23 protein-coding genes are annotated in these 21,243 nt (G+C 70.0%); 8 read left to right on the forward strand and 15 right to left on the reverse strand.

Annotated elements, in window-relative coordinates; genetic code table 11:
- Positions 1-281: 281 nt before the first annotated feature.
- The 3 genes from NAM01S_RS33385 to NAM01S_RS33395 all read right to left on the reverse strand — a co-directional run bounded on the left by NAM01S_RS33385 (position 282) and on the right by NAM01S_RS33395 (position 2,989).
- On the reverse strand, positions 282-698 hold the full coding sequence (locus NAM01S_RS33385; RefSeq protein WP_067793277.1) for a hypothetical protein: 417 nt from the start codon (positions 696-698) through the stop codon (positions 282-284).
- 79 nt (positions 699-777) lie between these two features.
- Positions 778-1,380 carry a maleylpyruvate isomerase family mycothiol-dependent enzyme gene (locus tag NAM01S_RS33390; protein ID WP_067793279.1) on the reverse strand — a complete coding sequence of 201 codons (603 nt, stop codon included), beginning with the start codon at positions 1,378-1,380 and terminating at the stop codon, positions 778-780.
- Positions 1,381-1,486: 106 nt separating this feature from the next.
- Positions 1,487-2,989: a serine/threonine-protein kinase gene (locus NAM01S_RS33395; RefSeq protein WP_253799218.1), complete on the reverse strand. Its 1,503-nt coding sequence runs from the start codon at positions 2,987-2,989 to the stop codon at positions 1,487-1,489.
- Here NAM01S_RS33395 and NAM01S_RS36940 point away from each other — a divergent pair.
- Complete coding sequence (locus tag NAM01S_RS36940) at positions 2,909-3,091, forward strand: hypothetical protein (RefSeq protein ID WP_245910679.1); 183 nt, start codon at positions 2,909-2,911, stop codon at positions 3,089-3,091. The two genes, NAM01S_RS33395 and NAM01S_RS36940, sit on opposite strands and share 81 nt — an antisense overlap.
- A 98-nt stretch (positions 3,092-3,189) precedes the next feature.
- Here the strand turns inward: NAM01S_RS36940 and NAM01S_RS33400 are convergent, their stop codons facing one another.
- Together NAM01S_RS33400 and NAM01S_RS33405 are read right to left on the reverse strand one after the other, a co-directional pair.
- Positions 3,190-4,938: a penicillin-binding transpeptidase domain-containing protein gene (locus tag NAM01S_RS33400; RefSeq protein ID WP_067793363.1), complete on the reverse strand. Its 1,749-nt coding sequence runs from the start codon at positions 4,936-4,938 to the stop codon at positions 3,190-3,192.
- Positions 4,939-4,998: 60 nt separating this feature from the next.
- Positions 4,999-5,862: an arylamine N-acetyltransferase family protein gene (locus NAM01S_RS33405; RefSeq protein WP_067793282.1), complete on the reverse strand. Its 864-nt coding sequence runs from the start codon at positions 5,860-5,862 to the stop codon at positions 4,999-5,001.
- 76 nt (positions 5,863-5,938) lie between these two features.
- Here NAM01S_RS33405 and NAM01S_RS33410 point away from each other — a divergent pair, with 76 nt between their 5' ends.
- Positions 5,939-7,117: a winged helix DNA-binding domain-containing protein gene (locus NAM01S_RS33410; protein WP_067793287.1), complete on the forward strand. Its 1,179-nt coding sequence runs from the start codon at positions 5,939-5,941 to the stop codon at positions 7,115-7,117.
- A gap of 367 nt (positions 7,118-7,484) precedes the next feature.
- Here NAM01S_RS33410 and NAM01S_RS33415 read toward each other — a convergent pair whose 3' ends face one another.
- Complete coding sequence (locus tag NAM01S_RS33415) at positions 7,485-9,119, reverse strand: MFS transporter (protein WP_067793288.1); 1,635 nt, start codon at positions 9,117-9,119, stop codon at positions 7,485-7,487.
- Between the two features lie 106 nt (positions 9,120-9,225).
- Here NAM01S_RS33415 and NAM01S_RS33420 point away from each other — a divergent pair, with 106 nt between their 5' ends.
- The 3 genes from NAM01S_RS33420 (at position 9,226) to NAM01S_RS36950 (ending at position 10,176) form a co-directional block, all read left to right on the forward strand.
- Positions 9,226-9,675 carry a MarR family winged helix-turn-helix transcriptional regulator gene (locus NAM01S_RS33420; protein ID WP_067793291.1) on the forward strand — a complete coding sequence of 150 codons (450 nt, stop codon included), beginning with the start codon at positions 9,226-9,228 and terminating at the stop codon, positions 9,673-9,675.
- Between the two features lie 51 nt (positions 9,676-9,726).
- Positions 9,727-9,849 carry a hypothetical protein gene (locus NAM01S_RS36945; RefSeq protein WP_255284353.1) on the forward strand — a complete coding sequence of 41 codons (123 nt, stop codon included), beginning with the start codon at positions 9,727-9,729 and terminating at the stop codon, positions 9,847-9,849.
- Between the two features lie 90 nt (positions 9,850-9,939).
- A complete protein-coding gene (locus tag NAM01S_RS36950) occupies positions 9,940-10,176 on the forward strand; it encodes a GNAT family N-acetyltransferase (protein ID WP_253799207.1) in 237 nt (78 codons plus the stop codon).
- A 20-nt stretch (positions 10,177-10,196) separates the two neighbouring features.
- On the opposite strand, the gene NAM01S_RS33430 is transcribed toward NAM01S_RS36950, so the two are convergent.
- The 4 genes from NAM01S_RS33430 to nadA all read right to left on the reverse strand — a co-directional run bounded on the left by NAM01S_RS33430 (position 10,197) and on the right by nadA (position 14,647).
- Positions 10,197-10,682, reverse strand: a complete 486-nt coding sequence (locus tag NAM01S_RS33430) for an aminoacyl-tRNA deacylase (RefSeq protein ID WP_067793292.1) — start codon at positions 10,680-10,682, stop codon at positions 10,197-10,199.
- A gap of 183 nt (positions 10,683-10,865) precedes the next feature.
- A complete protein-coding gene (gene nadC, locus NAM01S_RS33435; RefSeq protein WP_067793295.1) occupies positions 10,866-11,726 on the reverse strand; it encodes a carboxylating nicotinate-nucleotide diphosphorylase in 861 nt (286 codons plus the stop codon).
- A 58-nt stretch (positions 11,727-11,784) separates the two neighbouring features.
- Positions 11,785-13,470: an L-aspartate oxidase gene (locus tag NAM01S_RS33440; RefSeq protein ID WP_067793296.1), complete on the reverse strand. Its 1,686-nt coding sequence runs from the start codon at positions 13,468-13,470 to the stop codon at positions 11,785-11,787.
- A gap of 100 nt (positions 13,471-13,570) precedes the next feature.
- Positions 13,571-14,647, reverse strand: coding sequence for a quinolinate synthase NadA (gene nadA, locus NAM01S_RS33445; RefSeq protein ID WP_067793365.1), 1,077 nt, complete (start codon positions 14,645-14,647; stop codon positions 13,571-13,573).
- Between the two features lie 76 nt (positions 14,648-14,723).
- Between nadA and NAM01S_RS33450 the strand changes: the two genes are divergently transcribed.
- Positions 14,724-15,476: an NUDIX hydrolase gene (locus NAM01S_RS33450; RefSeq protein WP_067793298.1), complete on the forward strand. Its 753-nt coding sequence runs from the start codon at positions 14,724-14,726 to the stop codon at positions 15,474-15,476.
- An 89-nt stretch (positions 15,477-15,565) separates the two neighbouring features.
- Complete coding sequence (locus tag NAM01S_RS33455; protein ID WP_067793300.1) at positions 15,566-16,999, forward strand: ATP-binding protein; 1,434 nt, start codon at positions 15,566-15,568, stop codon at positions 16,997-16,999.
- A gap of 473 nt (positions 17,000-17,472) precedes the next feature.
- Here the strand turns inward: NAM01S_RS33455 and NAM01S_RS33460 are convergent, their stop codons facing one another.
- From NAM01S_RS33460 to bioB, 4 genes are all read right to left on the reverse strand, one after another.
- Positions 17,473-18,006 (reverse strand): DUF1353 domain-containing protein, encoded by a 534-nt coding sequence (locus tag NAM01S_RS33460; RefSeq protein ID WP_067793303.1) that lies wholly within the window; start codon positions 18,004-18,006, stop codon positions 17,473-17,475.
- A gap of 90 nt (positions 18,007-18,096) precedes the next feature.
- Positions 18,097-18,756 (reverse strand): DUF2567 domain-containing protein, encoded by a 660-nt coding sequence (locus NAM01S_RS33465; RefSeq protein ID WP_067793305.1) that lies wholly within the window; start codon positions 18,754-18,756, stop codon positions 18,097-18,099.
- Positions 18,756-18,983: a biotin synthase auxiliary protein BsaP gene (gene bsaP, locus NAM01S_RS33470; protein WP_067793307.1), complete on the reverse strand. Its 228-nt coding sequence runs from the start codon at positions 18,981-18,983 to the stop codon at positions 18,756-18,758. The genes NAM01S_RS33465 and bsaP overlap by 1 nt, the downstream gene beginning before the upstream one ends.
- Before the next feature lie 9 nt (positions 18,984-18,992).
- Entirely contained in the window at positions 18,993-20,006 is a 1,014-nt protein-coding gene (bioB, locus tag NAM01S_RS33475) for a biotin synthase BioB (RefSeq protein ID WP_067793309.1), read from the reverse strand.
- Positions 20,007-20,133: 127 nt separating this feature from the next.
- Here bioB and NAM01S_RS33480 point away from each other — a divergent pair, with 127 nt between their 5' ends.
- Positions 20,134-20,718: a TetR/AcrR family transcriptional regulator C-terminal domain-containing protein gene (locus tag NAM01S_RS33480; protein ID WP_067793311.1), complete on the forward strand. Its 585-nt coding sequence runs from the start codon at positions 20,134-20,136 to the stop codon at positions 20,716-20,718.
- A 9-nt stretch (positions 20,719-20,727) separates the two neighbouring features.
- Here the strand turns inward: NAM01S_RS33480 and NAM01S_RS33485 are convergent, their stop codons facing one another.
- Complete coding sequence (locus NAM01S_RS33485) at positions 20,728-21,201, reverse strand: hypothetical protein (RefSeq protein ID WP_067793312.1); 474 nt, start codon at positions 21,199-21,201, stop codon at positions 20,728-20,730.
- Between the last annotated feature and the right edge of the window lie 42 nt (positions 21,202-21,243).

Genomic DNA, 21,243 nt, shown 5'->3' on the forward strand with positions numbered 1-21,243 from the left:
TGTCTCCAGCTGGTCACAACAGGAAAGTTGCCGCTACCAGCCTAATGGACGCAGCCGGACGCCCGTCCGCCGCTAGCCCGCGCACGACTCGAGCAACGCAGACTGCCTGCGGCATGCCCGCAGACGAGCACAGCCGCACCGAAGGCGGTACGCCGATGCGCGCGGTTGGGCGTCGATCCGGCGGCAACCTCTGCCCAGCTGAACTGGGCGGTGCGCATGATGGCACTTGCCGAATGCCTGCAAGCCCCGCAACCCGCCCAGCCTCGGCCGCAGGGGCGCGTTCAGCCGATTCGGCGGTAGATCAGGTCGAAGTCGTGTTCCCAGCGGGCGCCGTCCGCCGAGGTCTCCCAGGCCCCGCGCAGGGTCGTCCCCGTCTCGTCCAGGGTGGCGGTGAATCGCTGTGAGAAGCCGGGGGCGTCCCGCCAGACTCGCCAGTGCCCGCCGCCGAAGGCGCTGCGATAGACCCTGGACACCCCGCGTTCGTCGTGGTGCAACACGGTGAGTCCCTGCTCGTCGTCATCGGCGCCGATGATCCACGTTCCGCTCGGGCCCGGCTCCGGCACGGTGTCGCGCAGTAGCAGGTACGCGCCGTCGGCCAGCCATTCGACGACGGTGCGGCCGGGCGGACCGGGGAACTGCGGGCTGTTCACCTCCCAGGTCCCGACCAGGACCCCGAGTTCGACGAGCTGCGCCGCCATTCGTCTCTCCTCCCGCCGGTGTCGAACCTCATTGTCGCGCCGAACCGCGCTCCGCCTGCCGGATTGCCGAACGCGACGCTCACGCGGAGCGACGGCGCAATTCGGCGACCCCCTCGCCTTCGAGCTCGTCGAGCACCACCGGACGCCCGACCATCGCGAGAGCGAGGGCCTCCGCAGGCCCGCGCACCTCTGGCCCGCTGCCGTCGGCCCAGTCCAGGTCCGTGGCCACCAGCCGCAACCCCTTCGTACGTCGCCCCGGCCGGACGAACGGGTCGGGATGCTCGACCAGGTAACGCATCCGCCCGGCCGGGATCGCGCGGGTGCGGCCGAGCGGGCGTCGAATGTCCTGCTGGTGCACGAACAGATCGGCGAGCACCAGCGCCGGACCGAACCGGGAGAGCTTGCCCGCGGCATTCTCGAACTCGTCGATCAGCCGGTCGGTCGACAGCGTCCGCGTCTTACGGACCAGCCGATCGTTGACCCGGTCGATCGAGAACCCGCACCGGACGACGATGCCCCCGTAGGTCAGCGGCGCGATGGTGTCGTACAGCAGATGCCCGACCACGTCCCGCACGGTCCACCCCGTGCACAGCGACGGCGCCTCCCACTCCTCCGCGCGCAGGTCGCGCAGCAACGCGATGAGCTCGGCGCGTTCCTCCGCCAGCATCCCCCTGATCGTCATGCCGGAAGCCTACTCGGCCGCAAGCGAGCGGCGATATACACAATCGCGCCAAGCTGTTTCGCCGGCGCCCCTAACCGAGACCCCTGCGCGACGGACCCGCTGCGGCTCAGCGGGTTTCGCTGTCGATGAGCAGCCGCCCGCCGCTGTCGACGACCCGCAGCACCAGCTGCTTGGACTCGCCCTCCACCGTCAGGTTGCCAAGCCGCATGTCCACCGAGCCGTCGGCGTTGTTGGAGCCGGTGGCCGCCTGGATGCTGGAGAACGTGTCGACGATGCGCGAGCCCCAGTAGTCGCGGAACGCCTGCTCCCCGCCGTAGGCCTTCTGCGCCGCCGGGGTGAGCAGCGACCAGGACCCGCTCGGGTTGCTGTAGAAGTCGACGATCAGCTGACCGGCCGGTCCCCACTCGACGGTGCCCGCGCTCGGCGTGCGGCCGAGCGCCGGTGCCGTCGTGGTCGCCTTGCCGGAGGCGGTGGCGCTCGCCGACGGCGGAGTGGCCTGCGCCGCAGGGGAATTCGAGTCCGACTCGTTCAGGCTGCCGATCAGCAGCGCGGCGACGGCCACCACCGCGCCGACGACGCCGCCGATGAGCACCGCGCGCCGCTTGCCCGCCGAGGAGCCGGACGCCGGACGCGGCTGGGCCGCGGTCCTCGGGTGCGCGGCCGTGTTCGGGTGCGCGGCGGCGTGCTGCGGCGGCGGCAGCGGACGGACGTGCCGTTCGGTCGGCTGGTGGGTGGGCTGCGGCACCGGCGTGCGCAGCGCGCGCGTCGCCGCCTCCGAGGCCGACTGGCGCGCGAAAGTCTCACTGGCCGGGACGAATCCGACCGGCACCGGGTTGGCGCCGGAGTCGGCGAAGGCGGCGAGCGTGTCGCGCGCGACGCGCATGCTCGGCCGTTCCTCCGGATCCGGGTTCAGCAGCGCGAGCAGGAAATCGGTGGCGGGCCCCGCGTTTCGCGGCTGGCTCACCTGACCGTTGGCCGCCGCGTAGAGCACCGCGAGCGGATTCGCGCTTGCGCCGTAGGGCGGTTCGCCCTCCAGCGCGTGAAAGAGCGTGGCGCCGAGGGAGAACACGTCGGCGGCGGGCGTCGGATCGGCGCCGCGGGCCACCTCGGGCGCGAGATAAGCGGCGGTGCCGCAGATCAGGCCGGTCTCGGTGAGCGTGACGTCGCCGGTGGCGCGGGAGATGCCGAAGTCGGTGATCTTGACCGTGCCGTGATCGTCGAGCAGCACATTGCCCGGCTTCACGTCGCGGTGCACGATGCCCGCCTGGTGCGCGGCGATCAGCGCCGAGGCGACCTGCTCGCCGATGCGCGCGACCTGGGTCAGCGGCAGCGTGCCCTGCGCGGAGAGCACCGCGGCAAGGCTGCGCGACTTCAGGTACTCCATCACCAGACACGGGTCGCCCTCGTGCTCGGTGATGTCGAACACCACGATCGCGTTGGGGTGCTGGAAGCGCGCCGCGTTCCTGGCCTCGCGGGTCGCGCGCTGGCGCACGATGTCGCGTTCGGCCTCCGGCAGGCTCGCTTTTATGTGGATCTGCTTGATCGCCACGGAACGCCGGAGTCGCTCGTCGGTGGCACGCCAGACGACACCTGTGCCGCCGCTACCAATCCGCTCGACCAGGCGGTAATGCTCCGCGATCAACTGACCGGTATCGATGGCGCCTACTCCGAACCTTCTCGAAATCGTGACATCCCGCATATTGACCGCTGACGCGGCCCGCCGACGAGTGTAGCGGGCGCACCGAGCGCGGTCCGCGCCAGCCGGGATATATCCGCCGCCCAAATCGCCCGAACAGCAGACGCAGAAGGTTATCGCGGGGCGCGCAGCATCCGACCGGCGGCCTCCACCGCCGGAGCGGAGCTGCCCGCGTCGGCGACGAACACCGCGAAGGCCAGGTCACCGTCGATTCCGACGAACCAGCCGTGCGCGTGGGTGTCGTCGATGTACTCCGCGGTGCCGGTCTTGCCGAGGAGGCCGGGGATGTCGCGCAACTGCGTCGCGGTGCCACCGGTGACGGTCTCGCGCATCATGGTCTTCAGCTGGTCGTCGACGGTTCCGGAGAGCGGCTCCGGCTGCCGATCCGCCACGCCGGGCCTGCCCTGCACCACGGTCGGCGTCGGCACCGAGCCACGGGCGATCGAGGCGGCGACCAACGCCATGCCGAACGGCGACGCTGTCACCTGTCCTTGACCGATGCTGGACTCGACGCGCTCGGCCGGGGTGTCGGCGGTGGGCACCTTGCCGGTGACCGTGGTCAAGCCGGGTGTGACGTAGTCGATGCCGAGCCCGAGCTGGGCGGCGGCCTTGGTCAGCCCGTCCGGCGGCAGCTGCACGCCGAGCATGCCCATCGTCGTGTTGCAGGAGCGGGCGAACGCGGTGTGCAGCGGGACCTGACCGAGATCGAAGTTGTCGTCGTTGGGGATTCGGCGGCCTTCGATGTCCGCGGAGCCGGGGCAGGGCAACACGGTGTCGGGGTTCACCTCACCCGCCTGGAGCGCGGCCGAGACCGTCACCGTCTTGAAGGTCGAGCCCGGCGGGTACAGGCCGGTCAGCGCGATCGGTCCCTGCGCGTCCGCGGCGGCGTTCTGCGCCATGGCGAGCACGTTGCCGGTGGAGGGCTGGAGCGCGACGATCGCCGCGGGCTGGGCTATCGGGGCGAGGGCGTCCTCTGCGGCGCGCTGCAATCCGGTGCTCAGCGTGGTGGCGATGTCGGCGGTCGGGCGCGGATCCTCCCCCGCGATGCGTTCGGTGCCGGTGGGCGTCTTGGCGCGCACCGCCCAGCCCGCCGCCTCGTCGGCGTTCTGCTGCCACAGCTCGGCGATGCCGGTCATGGTCGGCGAGGACAGCGCTTTGTCGACGGTCAGCAGCCGGGTCTGCGGTGCGAGGGTGACGCCGGGCAGCGCGGCGAGCGCGTCGTTGATCGGGGCGATGTCGGCGGCGCGCAGCGTGATCGCGGTAACCGGCTTCCCTTGCGCGGACGCGAGTTCCGCGTCAAGGGACTGCGCGGTGATGCCCGGAGCCAGCGGCGCGAGCAGGGCCGCGACGGCGGCGGTGTCCACACCGGGCGCGAGATTCACCAAGGTGACGATCTGTTCGGTCATGAGATCGCCGCCCGCGCCGTCGAGGACGCGAGCGGGCTTGGCGAAGGCGGGTCCGAAGGTCAACGGGCCCGCGGCCAAGCCGGGCGCGACGGTGGCGGGATCCCAGCGGATCTTCCAGTCGCCGTTCTCGGTGGCCTCGCCGACGGTGGTGTAGCTCCACTCGTTCCTGCCGCCCTTGCCCAGGTGCCAGGTGGCGGCGAGGGTGAAACCGTTCCCGTCGGTCGAGCGCACCTCGAAGGTGACCTCCTTGCCGAGACCGTCGTAGAGCTGATTCAGCGTGTCGGTCGCCTTGGCGGGGTCGTCGGTGAGCGCGGCCGCCGCGGCGACGTCGTCGCGGTTCAGCGCGTCGGCGAACTGACCGGCCACGGTGTCCGGCTGTTCGGGCCCGGAACCGCACGCGGCGAGGGCGAGCACGGGCGCTGCGGACAGGACCAGGAGCTTCCGGTGGGTGCGCACCCAGCCGACGGTACCCAAACCGTCCGTCGGCGCGGCGTACCCGCGCCGACGGTGTCGCGGTCAGCGGTCGAGCCAGGGCGCCGTGCTCAGCTCGGCGGCGTCGGCCGGGTCGAGTTCGATGTCGAAGACCTCTTCCAGGATCTTGGGCAGTTCACCGGGCTCCAGCTCGCGGGTCTCGCTCGATCCGTCGGGGTGTTCGGTGACGAGATTCAGGCCGTCGAGCACGTGGTGGACATCGGGCAGGAAGCGCTGCACGAACGGGCGCGCGGTGAACGGCGAGCGGGCCGAGGTGGACACGAAGTGGTTGCCGACCTCGAAGTCGATGCGGTACTGCGGGGTGGTCGTGAAGGTGTAGCGGTCGATCCAGCCGTCGCGACCGAACTGGTGCAGCACCCACAGATCGGTGTCCAGCTCGCCGACGGTGCGTTCGAGGCGGAATCGCCACTGGCCCAAGGCGAACTCGCCGGGACGTTCGACCAGCTCGAAGGGCTCGAGCGGGCCCGAACCGAACCCGACGTCGCAGATCCAGACGCGGTCGTCGTCCGCGGTCGTCACGCGCAGCAGGGCGTGCGCCGCGGGGCGCAATCCGCCGGAGCCCATCGTCACCCGGCCGCTGAGTCCGGTGACCCCGAAGCCGAGGCGTTCCAGCGCGGCGGCGAAGAGCCCGACGTTCTCGTAGCAGTAGCCACCGCGACGGCGGCGCACCAGCTTGTCCTGCAAGGTGGCCAGGTCCAGCGGGATCGGGCGGCCGAGCACCGGCTCCAGGTTCTCGAACGGGATCGCGGTGGTGTGCAGGCGGACGAGTTCGCGCAGCGTCGCGAGGGTGGGGGCGCGTTCTCCGTCGAAGCCGATCCTGTCCAGATAGGCGTCCAGGTCCAACTCCGCGCCGTTCCAGTGATATGCGGCATCCGCCGGCTTGCTCATCTCACGCCTCTCTTCGTCGTTGTCGAACCGAACAACCGACGACCGGCGGGAAGTGTTCCGCGGCTAGTATTCGCCTATGCGTTCGATAGATGCCGCCGAGCGGCGTGCGCGACTGGGAGTGCGGCACCGGCTTGCGGACGCGCACCGCACCGACGACATCACGGATATCGCGAGGTCGCTGGTGGTTCTGCACGCCACCGACCCGGCCACGGTGTTCCTTTCCCTCGGCGCGCGCAGCCTGCTTGCGACACCCGCCGACGTGGAGCGCGCGCTGTACGACGAGCGGACGCTGCTGCGCATGCTCGCGATGCGCCGGACCATGTTCGTCGCGCCCGTCGACCTGGTTCCGGTGCTCCAGGCCGCGTGCGCGAACGCGTTGGCGGACAAGCAACGCAAGACCTACGGGCGTTTCCTCGAGCAGGCCGGAATCGGCGACGGCGATGTCGCGAGCTGGTGGGCCGAGGTCGAGGAGGAAACCCACCGCGCGCTGCTCGCTCGCGGCGCCGCCACCGGCGCGCAGCTCGGCAAGGACGTGCCGCGGCTGCGCACCCAGGTGAATCCCGCACCGGACAAGGCGTATTCGAAGCCGACCAACATCACCACCTGGGTGCTGGTCACCCTGGGCTGCGAGGGTCGCATCGTGCGCGGGCGGCCGAACGGCAGCTGGGCGAGCAGCCAATACCTGTGGGCGCCAGTCGAATCGTGGCTGCCCGAGGGCGTCGCGGACATGCCCGCCGACGAGGCACGCGCCGAACTGGTGCGCCAGTGGTTGGCCGCCTTCGGCCCGGCCCCGCTCAGCGACCTCAAATGGTGGACGGGTTGGTCATTGGCCGAGGTTCGCAAGGCGCTTGCCCGCTTGGAGGTGGCGGAGGTCGACCTGGACGGCACACCCGGCCTTGCCCTCGCCGACGACCTCGAACCCGTTGCGCCGCCCGAGGATTGGGCCGCCCTCCTCCCCGCGCTCGACCCGACCCCGATGGGCTGGCAGTCCCGCGACTGGTACCTCGGCCCGCACGCCACGGCCCTCTTCGACCGCAACGGCAACATCGGCCCCACCCTCTGGTGGAACGGCCGCATCGTCGGCGGCTGGGCCCAGCGCAAGGACGGCGAGATCGTCTGGCGCCTCCTGGAAGACGTCGGCTCCGAAGCGGAGTCCCGCATCGAATCCGAAGCCGCCCGCACCGCGAAGTGGTTCGGCCCCGTCCGCGCCATCCCGCGCTTCCGCACCCCGCTGGAACGCGAACTCACCGCCTGACGCCGCGGACCGCAGGCACCCCTACTCGTGACCACGCGTTCGGGTGGGACGTCTCCGCACTTCTCTCGCCCGCCGTCCCGAGCATGCGCTCTGTCGCATACCTCCGCATACCTCCACACGCCTCGATGGCGCCTACAAAGCGTCCAAAGGTCTGTGAAGCGACCGACCCCCGCATGGCCCGCCGCGCGACAGGCGCTCGCACCGCTGTGCGCAACCATCCCTGTCCGGATCGGGCGGCTGCGAGCGAGGAGCCGCGCCCGAGTCCGACAAGCAAGCACTGCGACTTGCCCTGGACCCGCCCATGGACCGCAGCGTGCACCCGTCCCACAAGGCCGCACCTTGTGGGACGGGTGACCGTGTGCCGGACTCAGGGAGTGGCGGGTTCGTCGACCGCAGGAGTCGAAACCGGCGCTGGACGCTGGCGGATGGACACGGTCGCGGCCAAGGCCAAGAGGAGCAGCCCCGCGCAGGCGTAGGCGGTGAGCGCTAGACCCGAGGACATGGACTCGCGGGCGGCCGCGGCGACCGGGGCGGTGGCGGGATCCGCGGCCAGTGCGGGGATAGCCGATCCGGCGCTGGCCGTGACGGCGTCGGTCAGGCCGTCGGCGCCGGGGGTTTCCACCAGACGGTCGCGCAGGTCGTTGCCGAGCACGCTGAAGAACAGCGTGGTGAGTACGGCGATACCGAGGGCGGAGCCGAGTTCCCTTGCGGCGCTCTGGATGCCAGAGCCTTGGCCGGCGCGTTCGGCGGGCACTTCGGTGAGCACCACGTTCGTCACCTGCGCGGTCGCGAAGCCGACGCCGACGCCGTAGACGAAGAGCGCGAGGACAATGGCCCACCAAGGCGTGTCCACGGCCGCGACGAACGCGAGCAACGTCAGCCCCGCGGCCTCCAGCAGCAAGCCGATGCGCACCTGCGCCATCGCCGACGCGGTCATCGAGAAGCTCGCCCCGCTGGCGAAGAAGCTGCCGACCGCCAGCGCGGCGAGCGCGAGCCCCGTCTGGAAGGCGGTGTAGCCGAGGGTGAACTGCATCCACAGCGGCAGCACCGCGATGATCCCGAATTCGCCGACACCCACGACGAGCGTGACGACATTGCCGTTGCGAAACGACGCGATCCCGAACAGCCGAATATCCAGCAGGGGTTCACCGCCCGTGCGCACCAGCCGACGCTGCCGCCGCCAGAACAGCGCCAGCGCGGCGACCGCCACGAGGAACGCGACAAGCACCGGCGACGGTCCACCGCGCCAGGCGATCTCCCCGACGACCATCGGCTCGATCGTGCGCACCCACCCGTAATGACGCCCTTCGATCAACGCGAACGACAGCAGCCCGAGCCCCAGCACCGACAACGCCGCGCCGCGCAGATCGAGTCCGCCGCCGACTTCCCTCCGGCCGTGCGCGGAACCGTCGACGGCCTCCGTTCCGCGCCGATCCGGCAGGAATTGCAGCACCGCCGCCACGATGACGAGCACCAGCGGAATGTTGATGCCGAACGCCCACCGCCACGAGAAGTCGGCCAGCCAGCCGCCGAGCAGCGGGCCGACCGCCGCCGCGGCGCCGATGGTCGAACCCCAGATCGCGAACGCCTTGGCGCGCGCCGGGCCCGCGAAACCCGCGTTCACCAACGCCAGCGAGGTCGGCAAGATCATCGCGCCGCCGACTCCCTGCAGGAAGCGGGCGGCGATGAGCGCGCCTCCGCTCGGCGCCGCGGCGGCCAGCAGGCTCGTCGCGCCGAAGATCACCAGACCGATCACGAAAAGCCTTCGCGCACCGTACAAGTCGGCGACGCGCCCGGTGACCAACAGCAGCGCCGCGAAGACGATGGCGTAGGACTCCTGGATCCATTGCGCCTCGATCGAGGTGATGCCCAGGTCGTCGATGATCGGGGCGACGATCACGTTGACGATCGTCAGGTCCACGACGATCAGCGCGACACCCAACGAGACGGCGATCAGCCCGAACCAGCGCCGGGCGGAGGGTGTATCGGTTTCGGCTGACAATTTACCTCCATCATCAAGTTACTTTATGATGAAGTTATTCCGCGACCGGGTAAGTTGTCAATCCGTGCGGGCACGGGCTCGTGCTCATCGAGCGAAAGGAGTGCGGGTGTCGAACGACCATGCGGCGCAACGCGAACGGCTCGCCGACGGCCTGCTGTCCTACGGCGCGAGCTTCGCCGAGCTCGGCCGCCGCTTCGCCGCGGAACTCGGCGTGCATTCCACCGACGCCTTCGCGCTGTTGGAGATCGCCTCCGCGGAGTCGCTCGGCACGCCGATCTCGCCGGCGCTGCTGAGCAAGCGCATCGCGCTGACCTCGGGCGCGATGAGTTCGCTGCTCAACCGGCTGGAAGACGCCGGGTACATCACCCGCACCCGCGAGCACACCGACCGGCGGGTGGTCACGCTGCGCGCAGGCGCGCAGGTCAAGGAGCTGGCCGACGAGTTCTTCCGCCCGTGCAACGAACGCCAGGACGCGATCCTCGCCGAGTACCCGCCCGAGATCCTGAATCAGTTCGAGACGCTGCTGCGTCGGCTGACCGCGAGCTTGACGAGCTGACACCCACGCCTCGGAGACGCTGAATTCCTTCGCGGCGGTACGTTGGGTGCCGTGGAGATTCGCCGGTTCACCGAGTCCGATCGCGACGAGCTGCGCGCCCTCGCCCGCCGCGCCGGCGCGGGAGCACCGACCGAATCACTGTGGAGACACGCGGAATCCGAGGCGGCGGTGTAAGCACTGGACGCATCGGTCGCGAAGCTACGCCGCCAACCCACCGCGGGCGACTTCACCGACCCGCGCTGGCCCTCGCACCTGCACATCAACGTGGCCGAGGAGGGCCGGAGCACCGGCGCGGCCGACGGACTGATCGCGCGCTTCCTCGAGCACGCCACAGCGGCGGGATCCCCCGGCTGCCACCTCCAGACCCTGGTCGAAAACACCCGCGCCGTAAGGTTTTTCGAGCGGTCGGGCTTCACCAAGCACGGCCCGGCGCCGCTGGTCCCCGGCCTGCGCCATCGGGGCAAGCCGGTGCATCAGCGAACAATGGTCCGCGCCCTCTGATCAGCGCTCGAAACGGAACCTCACTCCGGAGGACCTCCCCCGCGCTTGGCGAAGTGCGCCTTCTCCGCCCGCTCCATCAGCCGCATGAACTGATCCGTCCGCAGGTGGACGAGTTCCTCGTGGTCCCCGGCCTCGAAATAGACGTCGGGCACCGTGGTGAGGCTTTCGTCCATCAACGTCTGCACGCCGTACGCGGTGCAGACGGCCGGGATCGCGCCGACCTCGCAGTCCTTGAAGACCGAGCGAAGCTCGGACTCCTTGGCGAGGACCAGATGCCGTCCGGTCTGCGCCCAGAGTTTCGACAGGCGCAGGTGATGGGTCGATGGCAGCACCGCGCCGACGTAGCCCTGATCGTCCTCGAGCATGATCGTCTTGGCGAGACGATCTGCGGGGATGTTGGCCACCGACGCGGTATGGGCGCTGGTGTAGCTGTGCGGATGACGCACGACCTCGTATTCGACGCCCGCATCGCGCAGGCATTCTTCCACCGTCGATGACATGGACATCGCGTACCTCCACTCGTTTGCTGGCACGCCACCGGGTCCCGGTGACAACGCCAGTCGGATGAACCGCGTCAAGCCGTTCTACGAGTAAGTTTGCGCCTTTTGCCGCCGATTGCCGACCCCCATTTGCGATCGGGTTGCCAGGGAGCGGTGAACAACCGCGCGCCTACCTGCGACCGCGCCCGCTCACATGTCCAAACCGAGATCGAGCACCCGCACCGAGTGCGTCAACGCCCCGACCGCGAGGTAGTCGACACCCGTGCGCGCGTAATCGGCCGCCATCTCCAGGGTCAGCCCGCCCGAGGACTCCAGCTTGGTCTCCGGCGCGACGGCGTTGCGCCGCTGCACGGCGGCCTGGGTCTGCCAGAGCGGAAAGTTGTCCAGCAGTACCAGTTCCACGTTCTCGGCGAGCACGGCGTCGAGCTGTTCCAGGCTGTCGACCTCCACTTCGCAGGGCAGATCGGGCGCCAGTTCGCGCACCGCGCGCAGCGCGTCGACGACCGAACCCGCCGCGACGACGTGGTTGTCCTTGATCAGCGCCGCGTCACCCAGCCCCATCCGGTGGTTCACCCCGCCGCCGACCCGCACCGCGTACTTCTGCAGGCCGCGCAGGCCGGGCAGCGTCTTGCGGCTGTCGCGGATCGCGCACGCGGTGCCCTCGACCTCGTCGACCCACGCCGCGGTGGCGGTGGCGATGCCGGACAGGTGGCACATCAGGTTGAGCATGGTGCGCTCGGCGGTCAGCAGCCCGCGCGTCGGCGCGACGACGCCGAGCACGACGTCGCCAGCGCGCACCCGGGTCCCGTCGGCCACCCGCTCGGTGATCTCGTACTCACTCGCGCCGATCACCTCGTCGAGCACCAGCAGCCCCACGTCGATGCCGGCGACGGTGCCCGGCTGACGGGAGACCACCGAGGCCTTGACCGCCGCGTCGGCGGGCACGGTCGCCATCGTGGTGATGTCCGGTCCATAGCGCAGATCCTCGTCCAGCGCGGTGCGAATGAGCGCGAGCACCTCGTCGCGGTCCAGTGCGGCGTCCAGCGCCATCAGCGCACTCCTCTTCTGCCGGCCCGCGACGGGCGCGGGCGAAAGTCGATATCGGGGTTCACGGAACCGCCAGGGTCAGCGCCGGGGCCTCGGGGTCGTCGGCAAGGCGAGAAGCCAGCGGTTCCCCTTCCGGCGAGCCGCCTGCCAGGAACACGTCGGGTCGTCCGTCGGCGTCCAGGCGAATCGGAATGCTGTGCCGCAGCGCCTCGTTCGGCTCGGGATGATCGGATCGCGTGTGGCAGCCCCGGCTTTCGGCGCGGGCCGCCGCGGCGAGCAGCAGCACCCGGGCGGTGAGCGTCAGCGCGCCGTCCTCCAGTTCGGCGATCCGGCGCGCCGCCAGATCCTCCGGTGCGGGCGGCACGACGGCACCGTCCGAGGCGAAGCGGCTCGACATGCCGTGCAGCACAGCGCGTTCCAAGGTCGCCGTCGCGCTCGCGAGCCCGTCCCTGTCCCGCACCACTGCGGCGTGCGCGGTCATCACCTGCTGAAGCGCCGCGCGCGGCACCCGCGGCATGGTCCGCGGCCGCACGTCGGTGACCTCCGCGGGCGCGCCGAGGCGCTCCACGGCCGCCGCACCGGCTCGTTCGCCGACGACCAGTCCTTCGAGAAGGCTGTTGGACGCCAACCGATTCGCGCCGTGCAACCCGGTCCGCGCCACTTCACCCGCCGCGTACAGTCCGGGCACACCGGTCCGGCCGTGCGCATCGGTGACGACGCCGCCGCACTGATAGTGCGCCGCGGGCGCGACGGGAATCAGGCAGGCGCGCGGGTCGATCCCCGCGGCAAGGCAGGACGCGGTGATCGTCGGAAAACGTTGCGCGAAACCGTCGATCGCCCGGGCGTCGAGGAAGACGTGATCCGTGCCGAGCTCGCGCATCCTGGCGGCGATGGCCCTGGAGACCACATCGCGCGGCGCGAGATCACCGCGCGGATGCACCCCCGCCGTCACCGAATTGCCCTCGGCATCAACGAGGGTCGCGCCTTCGCCGCGCACCGCCTCGCTGATCAGCGGCCGACGCCCAAGCCCGCCCGGCGTGTACAGCACGGTCGGATGGAACTGCACGAACTCCAGGTCCGCGACCGCCGCACCCGCCCACAGCGCGAGCGCGACGCCGTCCGCGGTCGCGCCTGCCGGATTCGTGCTCAGCGCGTAGAGCTGGCCGAGCCCGCCGGTGGCGAGCAGCACGGCCGGGGTGTGCACCACACCGAAACCCTTGTCCGACACCGCGATCACGCCCTGCACCCCGCTCGGGCCGGTGACCACCTCGCAGGCCGCCGCGCCGAACAGCACGGGCAGACCCGCCGCGTTGAGGGCGCGCTGCACCTCCGCGCCGGTCGCGTCGCCGCCCGCGTGGATGATGCGGCGCGTGCTGTGCCCGCCCTCCCTGGTGCGCGAGATCTGGCCGTCGCGACCGAGATCGAACACCGCGCCGAGGTCGGTCAGCGCCGCGACGGCCGCCTGCCCGCCCTCGACGATGGCGCGCACCGCGCTCGTCTCGCACAGCCCGGCGCCCGCCTCCACCGTGTCCCGCACGTGCGACTCGATCGAATCACCGTGCGGCGCCACGACGGCGATGCCGCCCTGCGCGTACTGGGTGGAGGTGTCGATCGGGCCGCCCTTGCTGAGCGCGAGGACCCGCAGCCCGCGCAGCGACGCGGTGCGGGCCGCCGTCAGTCCGGCGACCCCGCCGCCGACCACCACCAGGTCGGCCGAGGCCTCCCACTCGATTACCGGAGCATTCATCTCCGCCAGCCTCTCGTTCCGAGCTCGGGCGCGAACATCGCCGCGCCCGCCGAGGTCATGCGGCGCCGCTACGCGCCCGCCGCATGTCGTCGGCGTCGGCTCACTCGCCGCCGCCCGGATTGCCGATCGCGATCATCCGCTGCACCGAATTGCGGCCGAGCGCCGCGGTTTCCGGATCGACGTGCACCTCGTCGGCGCCGTCCACCAGGCAGCGCAGCAGCGCGGCCGGGGTGATCATCTTCATGTACTTGCAGGAGGCGCGGTCGTTGACGGCCTGGAAGTCGATGCCGGGGGCGGCCTTGCGCAGCTGGTGCAGCATGCCGACCTCGGTGGCGACCAGGACCTGTGTCGCTGCGTCCTTTCCTCCGCTCCGCGAGCTCCGCTCCGCCGCGGCCTTGGCGGCGTCGATCATGCCGCCGGTGGACAGGATGTGCACCCGGTCGGCCGGGAAGGCGCCCTCACCCGCGAGGTACAGCGCCGAGGTGGCGCAGCCGCACTCGGGGTGCACGAACAGCTCCGCGTCCGGGTGGCTGCGCGCCTGCTCGGTGAGCTCGTCGCCGTTGATGCCCGCGTGCACGTGGCATTCGCCCGCCCAGATCTCCATGTTCGCCCGGCCGGTCACGCGCTTGACGTGCGCGCCGAGGAACTGGTCCGGCAGGAAAAGCACTTCGCGGTCGGGATCGATGGAGGCGACCACGTCGACCGCGTTGGAGGAGGTGCAGCAGATGTCGGTGAGCGCCTTCACCTCGGCGGTGGTGTTCACGTAGGACACCACGACCGCGTTCGGGTGCTCGGCCTTCCACGCGCGCAGCTCGTTGGCGCTGATCGAGTCGGCCAGCGAGCAGCCCGCGCGCTGATCCGGGATCAGCACGGTCTTCTCCGGGCTGAGGATCTTCGCGGTCTCGGCCATGAAGTGCACGCCGCAGAAGACGATGGTGTCCTCGGGTGCCTCGGCCGCGATCCGCGAGAGCGCCAGCGAGTCGCCGACGTGATCGGCCACGTCCTGGATCTCGGGCAGCTGGTAGTTGTGCGCGAGAATGGTCGCGTTGCGCTCCCGCGCGAGACGCTTGACCTCCTGCGCCCACTCGGGCGTCGCCGCGACACCCGTGTAGCCCGAGGGCCCGTCGAATACCTGCCCCATCAGCGGAGGCGCCAGTTTCGCACCCGTCGTCGCCATGATGGCTCCCTTCCTCGTGCGGCCGGCAACACCGCCGATTCGCACCAAACCAGGTTTTCGACTTACAATCGAAAACGTGGCCCATAGTAGCACCATCCACGAATCGCTCACCGCGGTGTTCCAGGTTCGCCGCTTCCCCGCAGACAAAGGCTCAGGTCAGAGCGCTGCGAGCGGTGTCATGGGCCCGTGCCCGCCCGATCAGCGCACCGAGCTCGCGGTGTTGCTGTGGGAGCGCGCGCTCGACCCGCAGAAGGACACGTGGTCGCTGCCTGGCGGGCGGCTCGGCGACGACGAGGATCTGGACGCCTCGGCGCGCCGCCAGCTGGCCGAGAAGGTCGACGTGCGCGAGCTGACGCACCTGGAGCAGCTCTCGGTCTTCAGCGACCCCGACCGCGTGCCAGGCCCGCGCCGCATCGCGTCGGCCTATCTCGGGCTGGTTCCGCTCACCGCCGAACCGGAACTGCCCGAGGACACCGCGTGGCACCCGGTTTCGGCGCTGCCCGCGATGTCCTTCGATCACGGCACGGTCGTCGACCACGCCCGCACCCGGCTGGCCGCCAAGCTCTCCTACACGAACATCGCCTTCGCGCTCGCCCCGTCCGCGTTCACCATGTCGACGCTGCGCGAAATCTACTGTGCGGCACTGGGTTACGACGTCGACACCACCAACCTCCAGCGCGTTCTCGCGCGCCGCAAGGTGATCACCCCCACCGGAGCCACCGCCGCCCCCGGCCGCGCGGGCGGCCGCCCCGCCGCCGTCTACCGCTTCACCGACTCCGGTCTCCGCGTCACCGACGAATTCGCCGCCCTCCGCCCCCGATCCGAGTGATCCAGCCGCCTGCCCGGGTCTGCGGGAGGTCTCGAAGTTAGAATGAGGAAAAGTAAGATTCGATCTATGTTTAGACGACAGGAGGTCCCGTGGAGTTCACTGGCAGGGCCACCGACCTCGACATTCTGGCTCGGCAGCGCAACCTCGTCACCGAGAATGCCGGGGCGACACGGGGGCGCGCGGTCATCTTGACCGGCCGTCGGCGAGTGGGTAAGTCACGACTGGTCCAAGAGTTCTGTGATCGCTCCGGGCTCGCCTACGTCGTCTTCCAGGCGACCCGCGGACGCAACCCTGTTGCCGAGCGCGGGGACTTCATCTCCACCGTCGCTCACTCCGCACTCGGTGGCGCGGAGTTGATATCCGGCTTGCAAGCCACCGATTGGAATCAAGCGCTGCGCGCCCTGGCCATTGCGATTCCGGACGACTCCCCGACCATCGCGGTGATCGATGAGGTCCCGTGGCTGGTCGAGCAGGACGGCGAGTTCGAGGGCGCACTGCAGACGGTGTGGGACCGTCACCTGTCGGCCAAGCCCGTTCTCCTGATTCTGGTCGGCAGCGACATCTCGGTCATGGAGGCGTTGCAGTCCCGCGATCGACCGTTCTTCGGGCGAGCCGCCAAGATGACCGTCGAACCGCTGCATCTGGCCGACGTTCAGTCGATGACAGGTCTCGATCCGGCCGGTGCCGTCGACGCACTGCTGATCACCGGCGGCTTCCCGGAGATCGTCCAGTCATGGCGACCCGGCATGAGCAGAATGGACTTCCTGCGCGCTTCGACGGACAATCCGCTGTCTCCGTTGCTCGTAGCGGGGGAACTGACGCTGCTCGGCGAGTTTCCCGAAGCCTCGCGATCGCGTGCGGTGCTCGAGGCGGTGGGCAGCGGTGAGCGCACTTTCAGCACCATCGCGGCACAGGCGGGCGGAGCGGGCGCACTTCCCGCCGGAACCTTGACACCACTGCTGACCACATTGCAATCGAAACGAATTGTCGCGGCCGATCTTCCGCTGTCGACCAAAGCCGACAGCAAGAACAAGCGCTATCGAATCGCCGATTCCTACCTTCGATTCTGGCTTGCCTTCCTGCAGCGTGGAATTCCGCTGATCGAACGAGGTCGTGGCGATGTCGCCCGCACTCGGATCGAACGGTCGTGGACGACCTGGCGTGGGCGTGCCGTCGAACCGCTGATCCGCGAATCGCTACTGCGCCTGCTGCCCGATGAGCGCTGGCCCGATACCGAGGCGGTCGGCGGGTGGTGGAACCGGCGGAACAATCCCGAAATCGATCTGATCGGCGCCGATCGTGAGCCGGTCGCGGGCGCGATCCACTTCCTCGGATCGATCAAGTGGCTCGAGGACCGGCCGTTCGATCGCCACGACTACGACGCCCTCGCCCGGGCGACACTCTCGGTGCCGGGTGCCGACACTCGAACGCCGCTTGTCGCGGTATCCCGCGCGGGTCTCGGTGCCGAACTCCCGCTCGCGATGCATTGGGGTCCTGCGGATCTCGTCGACGCTTGGCGCTGAATTTTCCGACGGACCCGACGGACCGGTCCCATGCCGCCGCGGAGCCCGGAAACCCCGAGGCGAATCAGGCTTCGTGGGAACGGTTTCGGTGTTTCGGCGTGCGGCGGTACTCGCGTTTGCCGGGGATCGGGCGGGCCGCGTTGGAGCGGCGAAGTTCGTGGCGGCGGCGCCAGGCGGTGAGATCCGGGCGCTCCGAAGGGATTCGGGATGCGTCGGGCTGCGATGCGGTATGCGCGTGGGCGGGCATGGTGTCACCTCCCCCCTGGCCCGTTGCTTGCCGGATCACGGTAGCGACGACCGCCTTTCGGGCTCCACCCATTTTCCGCCGTGCGAGGCGCGGATGGCATCGACCGAAGGGCGCGCGACTGGTTCGGTGCGAATCGTCTTGCGGTGTCCGCCGCTCCCGCATCGAGCGTCACGGCGGGAGCGAGGGGTCGGCGCCGATTACCCCGGGCGCGGCACGGCGAATCGGTTCAGGCCGTCTTCATCTGGGGCTTCGGCGGAGGCGCGGCCGTATGGGCGACGAGCCGCCCACCGGCCCAGAACACCAGTTCCACCACCCAGAACAACCACAGGAACAGCGTCACCACGATCACCGGTATGGCGAGGAACAGCACCGAGGGCACCGCGATCAGCAGGAACAGGGCCCAGTCGCGCGGGCTCGCGCCGTGCAACCGGTTCGCCGAGCGCACCGCCGCCCACATCATCCAGCGGCGCGGCACCGAAATGCCGAATTCGCGCAGGCAGCGTCGGAAGAGGCCGTCGGCGTCGGCGCTGCTGACTTCCCGCGAGCGCAGCAGATAGTCGTGCAGGATGGCGGCGCGGGTGTAGGCGCCGTAGCGGGGAATGAGCCAGACCAACGCGCGCGGCACCGAGGCGAAGTCGGTGCGGAAGCCAGCGGGCACGGTGAATTCCTGAACATCACCCCGATAGACGAGCGGCTCGGACAGCCGCCAGAACTTCGCGTCGATCTCCTCGACGACCGGACCGCCACCGATGAATGCCACGACCCGCCCCTCTCCGAATGCTCGTGTTTCCACCATTTTACGTGGTAGAGGCACCGAAACGGCTCGGAGCGGCAACGGTTGGGTGACGTGTCAGCGAGCCGGGCGCGACACCGAATCCGTCCCGCCCTCGGCGGCCGGATCGTAACGGCCGTAGGAGCTCCCGTACTGCGCGCCCGCTCCGGCGGCGTCGAACCCGATCGGCGTGAACGCCTCGACCGGACGCGAACGACCGAATGCGCTGCCGTAGCCGGTGCCCAGATCCTCCGACGGATTGAGCGCCGCGAGGAAAAGCAGCACGAGCGAGGCCACCAGCGGCTGCACGACCAACGCGAGCGCCGTGCCGACTTGCGTTGGGAGCTCGATGATCTGGCCGACGGGCGGGTCGTCCGGCCGCGGATGCAGCAGCTCCGCGACCGTCTCCCCCACCAGTGCCATCGAATACGCGCCGAGCAACGAGCCGGACACCAGCCCGAGTTGCAGCAGCGGTCCACGCACCGTGCGCAGACGCCAAGCCGCCACCGCGGTGAGCAGTCCGGTCACCCCGCCCGCGCAGACGAACAGCGCGACGGCGTCGAACTGGTGGGTGCTCTCGCCGGTCAGCGGCGCGCCGCGCCCCGGTTCGGTGACGAGCAGCTGTTCGGTCGGCGCCAGGAAGCCCCACAGCACGCCGACGAGCACGCTGCACACCACGACCGCCGCCGAGACGAGCAACGCCGCACCCGCCTCGGTCCGCACACCACGGGCCGCCACTAGCGGTGTTCCAGACTCTTCGAGTCGATCACGCCGTGCCGCGAGCACTTGGCCCACCAGCCGTCGGGACTCACCTGCACGATCATCCGGCGCCCGCACTGCTCGCAGAACCGCGGCGGCTCGAGGCCGAGCGCGGCCGCGGCGGGCACCGTGTCGTCGAGACCGGGCACGATCCGCTTGCCGGTGAACGGGTTGTAGCGCTCGTCCATATCCATGACAGTACTCATGGCCAGGCCCTACAGCGTTTCGTTGAGCGCCTTGATCGGCATCTTCAGCTCGCCGAGCAGATCCAGGTCCGCCTCGGCGGGACGGCCGAGGGTGGTCAGGTAGTTGCCGACGATGACGGCGTTGATGCCGCCGAGGATGCCCTGCTTGGCGCCGAGATCGCCGAGGGTGATCTCACGGCCGCCCGCGAAGCGAAGGATGGTGCGCGGCAGCGCGAGACGGAACGCGGCGACGGCGCGCAGCGCGTCGGCGGCGGGCAGCACCTCGAGGTCGCCGAACGGGGTGCCCGGACGCGGGTTGAGGAAGTTCAGCGGCACCTCGTCGGGCTCCAATTCGGCCAGCTGCGCGGCGAATTCGGCGCGCTGCTCCAGGGTCTCGCCCATGCCGAGGATGCCGCCGCAGCACACCTCCATGCCCGCCTCGCGCACCATGCGCAGGGTGTCCCAGCGCTCCTCCCAGGTGTGCGTGGTGACGACCTGCGGGAAGTGCGACTCGGCGGTCTCCAGGTTGTGGTTGTAGCGGTGCACGCCCATGGCGGCCAGCTGGTCGACCTGCTCCTGGGTCAGCATGCCGAGCGAGCAGGCGACCTGGATGTCGACCTCGTTGCGGATCGCTTCGACGCCAGCGGCGACCTGCGCCATCAGCCGCTCGTCCGGTCCGCGCACCGCGGCGACGATGCAGAACTCGGTGGCGCCGGTCTTGGCGGTCTGCTTGGCGGCCTCGACCAGGCTGGGGATGTCGAGCCAGGCGGCGCGCACCGGCGACTGGAACAGACCGGACTGCGAGCAGAAGTGGCAGTCCTCGGGGCAGCCGCCGGTCTTGAGGCTGATGATGCCCTCGACCTCGACCTCAGGACCGCACCACTTCATGCGCACGTCGTGGGCCAGCGACAGCAGCTCCTCGAGCCGGTCGTCGCCGAGGCGCAGCACCTCGAGTGTCTGCTCCTGGGTCAGGCCTTCGCCGCGCTCGAGCACCTGCTCGCGGGCGATCGAGAGAATATCGGTGTCAACGGGTGCCTGCGTCACTGGACGGATCCCTTCGGCTGAACTGCCTGTCGGCGCGCCTCGCGCCCGAGGTGGCCGTGCAACTTGAACGGTGTTCAGGCTAGGGTAGCGGTAGGAGTGAGTCAAAACACGACGGGGAGGAATCCGGGTGCAACTGCACAGGGCGGACGTGGTCGACGGCGCCATCGCCATTCTCGACCAGTACGGCCTCGCCGATCTGACCATGCGCAGGCTGGCGAGCTCGCTTCAGGTGCAGCCCGGCGCGCTGTACTGGCATTTCCCCAACAAGCAGGCGCTGCTCGGCGCCGTCGCCGACCGCATCCTCGCGCCGATGGAGGATCCGGTGACCGCCGAGGAGTGGTCCGGCCAGATCTCCGAGCTCGCGCACCGGCTGCGCGACTGCCTGCTCGCCTATCGCGACGGCGCCGAGCTGGTCTCGTCCACCTACGCCTCCCGCCTGACCACGAGCAAGGGCCGCGAACGCCTCGCCGTCGCGGCTATCCGCGCGGGCATGCCGCGCCAGGAGGCCGAGCTGGCCGCGTTCACTCTGCTGTACTACGTGCTGGGCCAGACCGTCGACGAACAGTCCCGCATGCAGATGGATTCGGCGGGGGCGCTGCCCGAGGACAGCACCCCCATCGACGAAACCCCGGACGCGACAGCCCGTTTCGACTTCGGCCTGCAACTGTTCGTCGCGGGCGTCCGGCACCTGCTCGGCAGCCGCATCCGCTGAGCGCGCCGGCTACGCCGCGGCGTTCGCGAGCCGCCGATAGAGCCGCGCCAGCTTCACGGCGTCCTTGCGCTCGAATCCGATCCCCTCGTCGATCTCGCGCGACAGGAGCTCGAGCCAGTCGGCGATCGCCGCGTGCTGCGCGGGGCGGAGGCCGCGCAGCGTCGTCTCGTCGTCTCGTCGCGCACTGCCGAGAAAGCCGCTGAGATGGATCCAAAGCTCGAAGTCGTACGGTGGGATCAGCATCAACTTCAGCACCGCCGGAAGGTAGTACTCGACGGCCCGCGCGGTCATGTACGTGAAGTCTTCCATGTGCAGGCTGGGCAGAAAGCTCGAGCGATCGATGTCCGCCCGCGAGCGGCCGTGAAAATGCGCGACGACGTACGGCGCCTCGATGCTCGGAGGTGCCAGTTCGTCCTCGGTGAGCGGCTGCGAGCCGGCGAAGACCTCATCGATTCGGTGCGTGACCTCGTCGCGACTCCTCATGGCACGCACAAACTACCTCACCACCGGCAGACCCGAGAGCAC

Source organism: Nocardia amikacinitolerans NBRC 108937 (assembly GCF_001612615.1).
Taxonomy (GTDB): domain Bacteria; phylum Actinomycetota; class Actinomycetes; order Mycobacteriales; family Mycobacteriaceae; genus Nocardia; species Nocardia amikacinitolerans.